This window comes from Leptolyngbya sp. FACHB-541 (assembly GCF_014695875.1).
Taxonomy (GTDB): Bacteria; Cyanobacteriota; Cyanobacteriia; order Elainellales; family Elainellaceae; genus JAAUTN01.
Window position 1 is genome coordinate 158,351 of sequence record NZ_JACJPC010000048.1, and the last position, 12,314, is coordinate 170,664.

Here is a 12,314-nt window from a genome sequence, read left to right on the forward strand (position 1 = left end):
TCTGTTTTTCGGGTATCTGTTCAGTATTTGTTTGGATATTAAAATTGTTTCGGTATCTATCTAAGATTCAACGATTGAGTTAACTACTCAAAGACTAATGCACCCTGAATTTGAAACTGAACTTAGAAAAGTTACGCCAGGAGTAGTTTGGAGCGCCAAAGTTCAGCCCGGCAGATGGTTGGGCAGTAGCGCTTGATCAACTCCTTCTGCTCATGGTTAGGGCGTTTTTTGGCAGCGTCATAGCGGGCGATCGCCTCAGCAATATCGTGAGCTTCATTAATGGGTACGCCCAACTCGATCAGCTTGCGCCAGTAGACCGGCACAATTTCTCGCACAATCAGATTGATTGCGATTCTTTTGGCATCATCAAGCGATACACCCAATATCATCAGCTTGCGCCAATCAAAGGGCAGTAGCTTTTTAACGTCAATTGACTCAATACCCTCATCAATGGGTTCAACAGTCTCGACGAGTTCTTCTTCTACGTAGGGTCGATCCAGCACGTTTATCATGGGGGCATCCTCTGGTAAGTGGTAAAGCACTCCGTTGTTATTTCTCTCATACAGATAAGAATCGCAACTTTCCGTGGTGAGCCTGGTGATTCTCAACTCACAAAAATGTGAGAATTGTGAGCTAAATGAGTGATCTTTATCACGTCTCAGTCAATTTGCTCAACGCTGGTGGGCAACCGCAGTGCGCCCTTACAGAAATTGATGTGTCACGAAACTCGTTTAAATCGGTATCAGGAAGGAGCGATCGCACTTTTGAACGAGCCAAACAAAGCGCCATTTCAGCCGTAAAAAGTGTGGCTAAAATGGCGCTATCAAACTCACGTTATTAGCGTGATTAGAAAGTGAAGGTAGTTCTGATAGTGCCGATGACGTAGTCGTCCAAACCGCTATTTTGGTCCGGAGCCGTAATCCAAACCAAACCAGGAGTAACGGAAATATTGTCACTGAGCTGTAGCTTGTAGAAGGCTTCAACGTGCAGTGAAGTATCGTTTTGCAAGGTCGTGTCTGTTTCAAAGCCAGCGCTGCGATAGGTGAGTCCACCATCCAGCCCACCCAGATATGGCTCTACGCCGACAAAGATGCCGCCCAGATTGCCTGGTTGAAATAGGTCAGGGAGGGCTATACCTAAGCCGTAGTACCAAATTTCACCCCCTTCAGTGCCAATCAAGGTCAAATCTGTGTAGCCCCCAAAAGCGTTAATTACTAATCGAGGACTAAGCTGAAGAGATGCTTCGATGCCGTAGGAATTGGTGATAGCAGGCACGTTGCGGTCGATGTGCACCAAGTTGGCGGGAGAGGTGCCGACAAAAATTTCATCTCCAACGCCTAAATCAAAAATCGGATTGTCGGAGGAATGATAGCCGTGAACGTAGGTTAGACCCAACTGAAAGCGATCGCTTGGGGTAAACGTAAGCTGCCCCAATGCGGCATAGTCACCATTAAACAAGCCGCTACCGGGGCTGGGGTCATTAGCTGTCTCAGCCAGGTAACCTAGACTTAAGACAAAAGTGTCATCCTCATCAAAGGCAAAGTTTAAGGCTGCGCCTGCACCGCCCCCGATTCGATAGATGGGGCTTTCCTGACTGAAGGTGCTGATTGAGCCACTGCCCCCATCAAAGTCTTCAAAGAAAGGATTGACGGTGCTAAATACATAATCGCTATGGATTCCACCGGTCGCAGAAACGTAGGCGTTCACATTTGCACTGATCGGAAAATAGTAGGCAAGCCAATCTAAAACAAAGTCATTGTCAGTTGCTCCGCCTATTCTGGGCGTAAGGGAACCTTCTGCAGTGGCCGTCAAATCAGGCGTGCCCGGTGAAAGATCAACGGGAAGCGTTGGCTGCTGTGAGAATTGCCGCGCATTACCTGTGGCAATTCGAGTATATAGGGCATCTTCGCCCGTGAAACTGGTTACTAAATCAAGCCGAACTCGATGCTGAAAAACAGCTTGATTATTGTCACTGTCGCCAAAGTAATCAGAGACTGAAAAAATTGCTTCCCCGACCAACTTTGTAGTGGTTGAAAACTGGTTCGCTTCTAGCTCAGCGCTTCGAGCTTCCAGGTTGTCAACGCGACCACGTAGGGTGGCTAATTCAGCGGCAAATTCGTCCTGCAATCGTATCAAGACATCCAGGTCTGCTTGAGTAGGAAGGTCTTCAACACCTGCTTGCACTAATTCGTTGATCCGATCGAGGGCGGCGTTTAGACCTGCGGCAAATTCGTAGCGGGTCAATGCCCGATTGCCCCGAAAGGTGCCGTCAGGATATCCAGCGATGACCCCGTACCTTTCTACCAAAGATTGCAAGGCTTGAAACGCCCAATCGGTCGGCTGCACGTCCGAAAGCTGAGAGACGGAGGTAATCTGAGCCATTGAGTCGTTGCCGAAGCGATCGCCCACTGGCTCCAAATTCTGCTCAACTAGATTCTGCTCAACCGGCTCTTGCTCGGCAAAATCTGGCTCAAATTCATTAACTTCAGTAGAAATTTCATCTTCGGTAGAAATTTCATCTGCGATCGCAGTTTCTGACGGCACGGGCGAAAGAATCTGCGCGATCGGAGTTACAGCAGGGATGGCAGCGGGTGTTGTGGACTGCTCAGACTCAGAAGAGCCATTGGAGGTCAAGAGTTCAGCATCGGTGGCGGGTTCAGCAGGGACGGGCATATCAGCGGCGATCGCCCCTGTCGCAGCTAACAAAATTGCTCCAACAACGCTCGACCGAATCAGCAAAGACCACAGTAATTTGAATGCCATTTGTTCAGCACCTCACAGGTAAAGGGGGTGTGGAATGGGAAGTGGGACGTAGAATAAGCCTTGCCCAAATCCCAAAATCCTCAATTTTTCCTCTCCCAAAGAGTCTACGGTGTATACGCTGTGTATACTCCGCAACTCAAAGGGTAATAATCGTTTGAAACGCAGTTCAGCTTTGCGTTCAGCTTCAATGACTCAGTGCTAGCTGCCTATTCTGCCTTCACGGTTCCTGTTGGAAATGGACACCTCATCCCATCTCTTCTTCTTCTTGTTTTCAGGTAAGAAGTATTTGGAACCTGGTTGGAGCGTTAGCCTGACTGTCTCAGTAGCTTCTTGAAACTGCGTATCTGCTATGGGTCTGACGACGATGTTGTCGTGCCGTTTGCCTTCAGGAATGTGTACCCAGGTGCGATTGGGGTCTAAAACGAAATCTCGTGTGCCGTCACTGCGCTCCGTCGTTCCACTAATGGCATAGTGGACTGTTACCCCTCCTGAAGGGGCCTTCTGACTCAGTCGAATCTGAAATGTGCCGTTGTCTCCAGGTTCTACAACTTGACCATTGACGATGAAGGGTTCTTCTGCGCTGTCGTCGATCGCTTCGATCTCCGCCAACATCCGAGATGAAATGGTTCGATCTTTGATTCGCACAGTATCGGCATATTCCCTACCGAGGTCATAACCTGTGCTGCGCAACAGGGTCATGATCACATACTCGTATCCCTCGCTACCGAGGCGATCGGCAAGGGGTACGACTGTAATTCTGACTCTGTCTTTGCCAGGAGCGATCGCCAAGGTATTCTCCGCAATCAGGTTGCCCGATTCATCCTTCAGCACATAGTCGCTGCCCCGACGAGCATCACCCGATAACCTGAATCTTACTGTCAGTCCTGGATGTGCAACTGCCGACCGAACGCTAATTAGGAATGCGCCTACCTGTTGCGGAGTAGCAGCCTGACCTGGAGCAGGTTCTTCCGCTTCATCATCAATCGCCCGCAGCGTGACGATGGGTTTTGAAGGGGCAACATAATCTTTGATCACGACCTCATCCCTCAAAGGTCTGCCGCGCTGGTAAGCAGGGTCATTATTGAGTGTGAGAATGACCGTTTCGTCAGGCTCTCGAACGGGTCGGTTGCGTTGATTGCGATCGCCAACTGGCACTACCGCAATTCTGACTTCGCTTTGCCCTGCTGGGATAATGACGCTATTGGCTGCCAGCCATTCCTGAAGTGCCCCATTAGCAGCCTTAAGCCTTAAACGATAATCTGTATTCAGAGTTGCTGTCCCTTCGGGTGGGCGAAACTTGACCGTCAGAGGTCTTCGCAAATTTTGTCCGACTCGCCTGATGGTAAATTCGCCCATGTCTTCAGGTAGGGCGGCTTGTCCGGGGGCTGGCTCTTTTGCTTCAGGAATTGTCGCCCGGATCGTCACCACAGGCAGCGGTGGCACAAAATCAATGATCTTGATCTCAGCTTCTGTTTTGTCAGCCAAATCATAATCTAGCCCATCGATCAGCGTCAGAATTACGCTTTCTTGTTCTTCGGTAAATTCATCGCTGAAGGGTACGACTGCAATCTTGACCTCTTTTTGCCCCGATGGAATTGTGACACTGTTCGTTAACCAATCGCCTTGGGGATTGCCGTTTGCGTCTTTCAGCTTCAAGCGATAGTCATTGTTTTGAGCACCCGTGCCGATGGTGGCTTGTCCGCTAGTTTGAAAACTGACAACGAGGGGTTTGTTAGAAGTTTTGTCTCCGGTCAGCCTGACGGTAAATTCGCCCATTTGAGCAGGAACCGCAACCTGTCCTGGTGCAGGCTCCTGAGCATCTTTGCCCGCCTCGATCTCAACCTTGGGATCAAATGGAATCGAGGTCGTAATTCTAAATCTAGCTCCGGACGTGTGACGCTCTGCGTAAAACAGGTCAAAAGAATATTCCTTGCCAAACTCCAGGAGAGGCTTAGTGCCATTGGGATCAATTTCATCCTGATCGTTCAGCTTTAAATCGCCCAGACGCACTCGTCCATCTAGCGAGCTATGAACGCCGCCCAGATCAATCACCAGTTTGCCTGCAATAAATACCCACAGGTCATCGTCGCCTCGGAACTCAAAAGTCCAGTTTTCGGCTCCTGGTTTGTAGGCAAAGGTGTGGTGTAGCTCAAGCGTAAAGTGATAGGTATGGGGCAACAGTTTGTTTTGGCGATCGCGCCACTCAATCTGTCCACCCCGGGCATCCGCAAATATTGTTCTTAGAGACGTGCTACCTGAGGCGGTGGGAATGCGTCGCCACTCAAAGCCCTCTGTGTTCAGCCACGTAACCTGAGGTTGTCCCTGATCCGTTCTAACAAAAAGGTTTTCCTCATCCAGCGGGAAAAAAGCTTCAGAACTGTATTCAAACACACCAGGTTGCCCAGCCTTCTCCGCTAGAGGCAAGATAATTTTTTGTTCACTGTTGCCATAGCTGGTGTCAGTGACTCCATAAGTAGTAAACCACTGATTGAAGCTTGCTTCGCTGCTGACTGTACCTTGAGACTGCCCAGAATATTGAGGCTTAAACAAGCCATCCTCTTCGTTTTTGCGTAACGTTGATTTGACAATGCCTTTAACTGCACCAGTCGTACGCGCATTCTCAAACTCAAAATCTGGGTGTCCGCCTGGAATGTTGACATAATCAGCCGTACCTCCAGGAGTCATTCCACGTCGGGGCACGAACTTACGGACAATTGCTTCTAACTTTTGTTCTGTCATTAGGGGGGCACCTCTGCTAAGAACATTTGCTTAGACTTACACCACAACTCGCACTCGTAGAATTGCGGAAAAGGACGGATGTAATCTTTGCAATAGGACAGCTAATGTATTCCTAAGGAGATGAGGAATATCAGTAAAATTCCTGGAATTTGAAGAATTTTAGACTTTCTACAGAATGCATTCCAGAACAACATTCTCCAGATAAAAGGGGTTGTTGTCTGTAGCAATTGCTGAAGGGCTCAGCAGAGATACTGAACCAAAGGCGATCTTTAGAACTGTCGCCCAGTTGGAAGTGCTTGGGACTGGGCAAGCGTTGATCTGTCCCTACAGGAATAAAACCTGATAGAAAATCTCCTGATGTTAGAGGGACTAAGACGAATACCTAGACAAGCAGGATAAGCTGCTGAAATCAGAACTTTTTGTTGAAGAAGCTCTAAATTTGCAGATCGATAAAAGTAGTAGTGACTATAGGGAAATTTTCCCTAACAATCAAGTTTTTGTATACAAAGCTTTCTAATGAAAAAGTCGCTTGTAAGGGCTTCGAACGGCAAAGCCCTCACAAAAGCGAACGGGTAGCTCTTAGGTATAAGGGGCGATCGCACCATACGTTTCGTCCGTTGTGGTAGAAGTTTGCCTCAATCCAGTGGTTTTGCTACCGCTGAAGGCTTGGCGTTTTCCCCAGAGCATAGTCGCGCCAGAGACGAGCCAACTCTTGAGCTTGGTGCGTCCAATCGGGATGAACCTGATACATGCGGCGGGGTCGTCCCCGTCCTTCAACTTTTTTCCAATAGCCTGTAATTGCAGCCTTGTCTTCCAAAAACTTCAAAGCGCTATACAAGACGGTATCAGAAAGGCGATAGACAGGATATTCAGTTTCTAGCAGTTGAATCAGTTCAGTGCCGTAAGAATCCTGTCGCAGTAAAACGGCCAATACATAGCAAACCGCCAGTTCTTTATTGAGATAAAACGGAGGTGGATTGCGGAAAAACTGATAGATATCTTCAAACGTCATATGGCTCATCCAGACCCATGATCAATCAATCAGGAACAAGCAATTACTTCACGCACAGTAAGAGACGAGTGGGGGCCATTCATTACCGCGTTCCACAGCATAAAATCTGGGAAACAATGAAGTTTTTAGAAGGTAAAACTAACTGCCTGCGAGTTAACCTCGTCGTGTAAAACCCTCCTAAATGGTTTAGGAAACAGACCTTAGCTTTCTAACATGAAATAGATGCACAGCTTACTTACAAACAATTCAGTACTCATCCAACGACTCAAATAGAGCAACCTAAACAGAACTTTGAAAAAATCTTCAGAGGTTTTTTCCAAGTCAGTTTCAAGTGCTGAGTGGGCATGATAGTACAGGTTGATTCGTGGCAGAGTTAGCGTGTTTTGAAATGGAGCTTAAGTGAGATTAACTTCTGCTCAAGGTAGATGAGTTTGCTGAACGCTACAGACAATTCTAGTCACATGATCAGGCGTTCGTCTGCCCTATTGAGCCTTCGTTTGCCAGACTTCATAAAGAATTTTTCCTTGCTCATCAATTCGAACTTCGTAGAAAAGATGAAGTTGTTGATTAGAGCTTGCATTTGACTTGGAAATAACCACAATTTCTGCTTTAACGGTGCGATCGCTACTGTTCTGTTCAACAATACGACTGCTTTCAATTTGATATTTCTTAAAAAAGGTCTGCCAGTTCTGATAAATTTGGCTCCCCTGATACCTTCCTCTTAGTGAACCGTGAGTCCATAACAGGACAGCATCCTGGCTATATTGCTGGACAGTTCTATCAGCATTTCGAGAGGCGATCGCATCCCAGTGATTTTGAACAATGGTGAGTGGATCTGCCAGGACTGACCGTTGGTAAACAGTTAAACTGCCAACCAAGGCGATCGCACAGGTTCCGCAGGTCAGATGCCAGATGAGGACAGAGTTTCGAAGTAATTTGAGTAGCTTCATAGGTCCGCCTTCAACTTTTTCCCCTAAGCATAAACACTCATGACGATTAATTTCATCAAAAGTTCTCAATCACGATTAGCAGGTCAGTATTATCAAGTAAATGTGAAGTAAGGTCGCTGGTTCAAGTATGAAGCTTCAGTAAAGAAAAACTGACAATCCATACGACATAGCGATGCTTAGACAGCCCTTCAGTTCATCAGTCGCAACTCTGGACTAATCAGTCGCCTACAGTACCTCGATACTCTCTAATGCTTAGTTCTCAATTAAGAAGAGGTTTTTACCTTAGCAGTTCAAGTGATTAGAGTGGCTCGCCTTGCAAGGCAATTCTCAGCTTTCCTAAATCAGGCCGGAGTGAAAAGCTTACTGAGGCAGCATTCTATCTATCTGAATATTAGTGAAACCTGCTATAAAACTTTCACAAAGAAAAATTAAGAGATACAAGCATGACTCATTTCGGCATTCTTTGCCTGGGTGGAACGGGACACTTGAATACCCTATTGCCATTAGGGTATGAGCTTCAGCGGCGGGGGCACCAAGTTACTGTTCTGAGTGATGCTCGTGCAGAAGCAAAAGCAAGAGAGGCAGGTCTTGGCTTTGAGGCGATCGCTTACACAGGAGTCGATCCAAAACGGGCAGAGTTGACAGGACTGCAGGCACTCTGGCGCGGCATCAGTTTTTTCAAAATAAGAGTAGCTACCAGTCTGCGAGAAGCTCCCAGGGCAATCCGCAAAGCAGGGATTGAGGCTTTACTTATAGACATGTCTGCCTTTGAAGGAGGAACCATCGCTGAGCATTTGAATTTGCCTTTCATCACCATCTGTAGCGCTTTGGTACTCTACCAAGATAGCTACGTTCCACCTGCCTTAACAGACTGGACTTTTAACCCTCGCTGGTGGGCGCGGCTTCGCAATCAGATTACTTACGGGTTGCTTCTGCTAATCAGCCGTCCTGTCATATCAGTCATAGCGCGCTATCGGAAATTGTGGAACTTGCCCGCCTACTCAAGCTACAACGACTGCTTTTCCAAACTGGCAATCATCAGCCAGCATGTCCCTGAGTTGGAATATCCTTACCGCAAATTACCTTCCTATTTCTATTTCACGGGTCCGTTCCATAACTCTACAGGTCGTCCTAGAACGGACTTTCCCTTTGAGAAGTTAAGCAATCTGCGTCTCATCTACATCTCACTAGGCACTTCACGCAACCAAATTAAACACTTGTTTCAAGCCATTGCAGAAGCCTGTGTCGATTTAGAAGCTCAGGTTGTCATTTCTTTGGGAGGAGGGCTTGAGCCAGAAGCATTACCGAAACTACCAGGCAATCCAATCGTGGTTAAATACGCCCCACAGTTGAAATTGCTAGAGCGGGCTTCCCTCTGTGTCACTCATGCTGGACTAAACACAACGCTAGAAGCGTTGAGCAATGCAGTGCCTCTGGTTGCCATTCCATTAGCCGACGATCAGCTAGGTGTTGCGGCACGGCTTGCCTGGGTCGGAGTGGGGGAATTTTTGCCCTTATCTAGTGCCAACGTCGTCAGGTTGCGACAGGTCATTCGACGGGTGCTGATGAACGAGTCTTACAGACAAAATGCGGTCCGCTTACAGAGAGCCATTCGCCATGCGGGTGGGGTTCAATATGCAGCAGATGTAATTGAGAATAAGGTCGAAAGCTGTCGCACCGAGCAGCAGGTTCAATCTATTACATCATTGTGAGGAAACGATTCAACGGTCAGCTAGAAACAAGCTAGCTGGAAAGTGAATATCGCTATGAAACGGAGAGAGAGGGATTCGAACCCTCGTTGAACTTTCGCCCAAACAGCATTTCCAGTGCTGCGCCTTCAACCGCTCGGCCATCTCTCCTGGAGATCGACTGCAACTCAATTAGAGCCACAGAATCGCTATATTAGCAGAATTTCGTTCACTCTGGGAGGGGTAAATTTTAATTCTGCAGTGTTTTTTGCCGTCTCGATTGAAATCTTGCTGGGACCCTGAGGATTGGAACCAGGGTTTCCCAGCAAAATCAATCGCTTAGACTACCTCAGAGGGCTTCTGAGGAGCTGCTGGAACTTGTGGCTGGAACTGGAAGAGCGAGTAGACGACGTTTCGCCGAATGTCGGTCATCATGTCCAGGAACAGTTCGTAGCCTTCACTCTTGTACTCGATCAGCGGGTCTTGCTGACCGTAGCCACGCAAACCTACCGACTCTCTCAGTCCATCCATGCGCTGCAGGTGCTCACGCCAAAGGGTGTCGATTTGTTGCAGGATGAAGAATCGTTCTGCCTGACGCATTAGCCCTGGCTGAATTTGATCGACCTGTGCCTCTTTGAGGTCATAGGCGATACGTACTTGCTCATGCAGGAAGGTTTTGACTTCACCAACGGTCAAGTCTTCTAGCTGGTCAGGCTCCATATCTGAGAGCAAATGCACAAACTCTTTGACTTTGCTGACGAGCTTGTCGAGTTCCCATTCCTCGGGTGGCAGGTCGGGGTTGATGTACGCTTCGACGATGTCGTCCATTGTCTTCTCAGCGTATTTAATCACCTGCTCTTTCAGGTCTTGCCCCTCTAGGACACGGCGACGCTCGGCGTAGATGGCGCGGCGCTGATTGTTCATCACCTCGTCATACTCAAACACCTGCTTGCGGATGTCGTAGTAGTAGGTCTCAACCTTTTTCTGTGCGCCTTCTAGGGCACGGGTGAGCATTCCTGACTCGATGGGCATGTCTTCTTCAACTCGGAAGGCTTGCATGAAGCCTGCGACGCGATCGCCCCCAAAAATCCTCAGCAAATTGTCCTGCAGGCTCAAGAAGAATTTAGTAGAACCGGGGTCACCCTGCCGTCCTGCCCGACCGCGCAACTGGTTGTCAATCCGGCGCGATTCGTGACGCTCAGTGCCGATGACGTGCAGTCCGTCCAGTTGCACCACTTCTTCGTGTTCTGCTTCGGTGAATTGTTCGTATTCGTTCAAAATCAGGTTGTAGACCTGACGCAGGCGCATGATGACCGGGTCGTTTACCGGTGCTTTTTCGGCAGCGGTGGCGACTTTGTCTTCGGCTTCGAGTTCAGGGAGCGATCGCTCTCCATACTGCTGCACGGCAAAGTCAACTGCTTCTCGCAGTAAGCGCTCGGTGTCTGGAGACAGCTCCGTTGGAAAAATTTGAGGGGAGGCTTTCCAGGTTTTAACTTTACCCTCACCAGGCGTAAAGCCTTTGCCACCACCACGATTGCCTTTACCCATAGGACCACGGGCAACCGCAAAGCTGTTTTCATCCTCCGGCTGAACGACGCGAGGCATGAAGTATTCCCGCACCTTGAGTCGCGCCATGTAGTCGGCGTTGCCACCCAGAATAATGTCGGTTCCCCGTCCTGCCATGTTAGTGGCGATCGTGACGGCTCCTTTGCGCCCTGCCTGAGCGATGATTTCAGATTCTCGCTCGACGTTTTCTGGCTTAGCGTTGAGTAGATTGTGGGGAATTTCCCGCTCACTCAGCAGACGAGACAGCACTTCTGATTTCTCTACGCTGGTTGTGCCAACCAGGACAGGACGACCGACTTTGTGCATATCGGCACACTCTTCGGCGATCGCCTTCCACTTAGCGTCTTCGGTCTTGTAGACCACATCCGACACATCCCGCCGTTTGGTCGTGCGGTTAGTTGGAACAATGGTTACTTCTAAATTGTAGATTTTCTCAAATTCTGCCTCTTCAGTCTTGGCAGTACCCGTCATTCCAGCCAACTTGGGATAAAGCAAGAAGAAGTTTTGGTAGGTAATTGTTGCCAGAGTTTGAGTTTCCGGCTGAATCTCCACTCTTTCCTTAGCTTCGATCGCCTGGTGCAGTCCATCACTCCAGCGACGACCGGGCATTACCCGTCCAGTAAACTCGTCTACAATCACAATTTCATCATTGCGGACGATGTAGTTTACGTCTTTAATGAACAGTTCCTTTGCTTTAATAGCGTTGAAGATATAGTGCGCCCAGGGGTCTTGCGGGTCGAACAAATCCTTTACGCCCAAAAGCTGCTCTGCCTCAATGTAGCCCTCGTCCGACAACAGAACGTTGCGCGCTTTTTCGTCTACCTCATAATGCTCTTCAGCACCATCTTTTTCGCCTCGGCGCAACGCATTCGCAACTTGGGCTGCCTTTACATACTTCTCGCTGGGCCGCTCTACCTGTCCTGAGATGATCAGCGGTGTTCGGGCTTCGTCGATCAGTACGGAGTCAACTTCGTCAATGACGCAGTAGTTGAAGGGTCGCTGCACTACGTCCTGCATGGAGGAGGCCATGTTGTCGCGCAGGTAGTCAAAGCCTAGCTCGCTGTTGGTGCCGTAGGTAATATCGCAGTCGTAATTCTTTTTGCGCTCAGCCGGATTCATCCCCTGCTGAATCAGCCCCACGCTTAGTCCCAAAAAGCGGTGGACTTGACCCATCCATTCTGCGTCTCGTCTTGCCAAGTAGTCGTTTACCGTGACGACGTGAACGCCTTTGCCTTCAAGCGCGTTGAGATAGGCAGGCAACGTAGACACCAGGGTTTTACCTTCCCCAGTCTTCATCTCGGCGATCTGTCCATCGTGCAGCACCATGCCGCCGATAAGCTGGACATCAAAGTGCCGCATTCCCAAGACGCGCCTTGCGGCTTCGCGCACGACTGCAAATGCCTCTGGCAAAATGGCGTCGAGTGACTCGCCTTTTTCCAGGCGTTGCCTAAATTCTGTGGTCTTTCCGGTCAGCGCTTCGTCTGACAGGGGTTTGATCTCTTCCTCAAGTAGATTAATTTCTACAACGTCGGGCTTATATTTTTTTAATTTACGTGAGTTGGGATCACCCAGCAGATTTTTCAACATAGTAAGGAG

General features: G+C 48.8%; 8 protein-coding genes and 1 tRNA gene. 2 read left to right on the plus strand and 7 right to left on the minus strand.

What is annotated here, in order from left to right:
• Positions 1 to 131 precede the first annotated feature (131 nt).
• Entirely contained in the window at positions 132 to 512 is a 381-nt protein-coding gene (locus tag H6G00_RS09460; RefSeq protein WP_190796537.1) for a hypothetical protein, read from the minus strand.
• 125 nt (positions 513 to 637) lie between these two features.
• Here H6G00_RS09460 and H6G00_RS09465 point away from each other — a divergent pair, with 125 nt between their 5' ends.
• Complete coding sequence (locus tag H6G00_RS09465; RefSeq protein WP_190796538.1) at positions 638 to 841, plus strand: hypothetical protein; 204 nt, start codon at positions 638 to 640, stop codon at positions 839 to 841.
• Positions 842 to 846: 5 nt separating this feature from the next.
• Here H6G00_RS09465 and H6G00_RS09470 read toward each other — a convergent pair whose 3' ends face one another.
• From H6G00_RS09470 to H6G00_RS09485, 4 genes are all read right to left on the minus strand, one after another.
• The gene (locus H6G00_RS09470; protein WP_190796539.1) at positions 847 to 2,763 is read right to left on the minus strand and encodes an iron uptake porin; all 1,917 of its coding nucleotides are present in this window, start codon (positions 2,761 to 2,763) and stop codon (positions 847 to 849) included.
• Between the two features lie 198 nt (positions 2,764 to 2,961).
• The gene (locus tag H6G00_RS09475) at positions 2,962 to 5,502 is read right to left on the minus strand and encodes a fibro-slime domain-containing protein (protein WP_190796540.1); all 2,541 of its coding nucleotides are present in this window, start codon (positions 5,500 to 5,502) and stop codon (positions 2,962 to 2,964) included.
• 652 nt (positions 5,503 to 6,154) lie between these two features.
• Positions 6,155 to 6,514 carry a PadR family transcriptional regulator gene (locus tag H6G00_RS09480; RefSeq protein WP_190641697.1) on the minus strand — a complete coding sequence of 120 codons (360 nt, stop codon included), beginning with the start codon at positions 6,512 to 6,514 and terminating at the stop codon, positions 6,155 to 6,157.
• A 482-nt stretch (positions 6,515 to 6,996) separates the two neighbouring features.
• A complete protein-coding gene (locus H6G00_RS09485; RefSeq protein ID WP_190641696.1) occupies positions 6,997 to 7,464 on the minus strand; it encodes a nuclear transport factor 2 family protein in 468 nt (155 codons plus the stop codon).
• Between the two features lie 443 nt (positions 7,465 to 7,907).
• Here H6G00_RS09485 and H6G00_RS09490 point away from each other — a divergent pair, with 443 nt between their 5' ends.
• A complete protein-coding gene (locus H6G00_RS09490) occupies positions 7,908 to 9,176 on the plus strand; it encodes a glycosyltransferase (protein ID WP_190796541.1) in 1,269 nt (422 codons plus the stop codon).
• A 60-nt stretch (positions 9,177 to 9,236) separates the two neighbouring features.
• On the opposite strand, the gene H6G00_RS09495 is transcribed toward H6G00_RS09490, so the two are convergent.
• Both H6G00_RS09495 and secA read right to left on the minus strand, forming a co-directional pair.
• Positions 9,237 to 9,323: transfer RNA gene (locus H6G00_RS09495), tRNA-Ser, on the minus strand.
• A gap of 168 nt (positions 9,324 to 9,491) precedes the next feature.
• Positions 9,492 to 12,305: a preprotein translocase subunit SecA gene (secA, locus tag H6G00_RS09500; protein ID WP_190796542.1), complete on the minus strand. Its 2,814-nt coding sequence runs from the start codon at positions 12,303 to 12,305 to the stop codon at positions 9,492 to 9,494.
• Between the last annotated feature and the right edge of the window lie 9 nt (positions 12,306 to 12,314).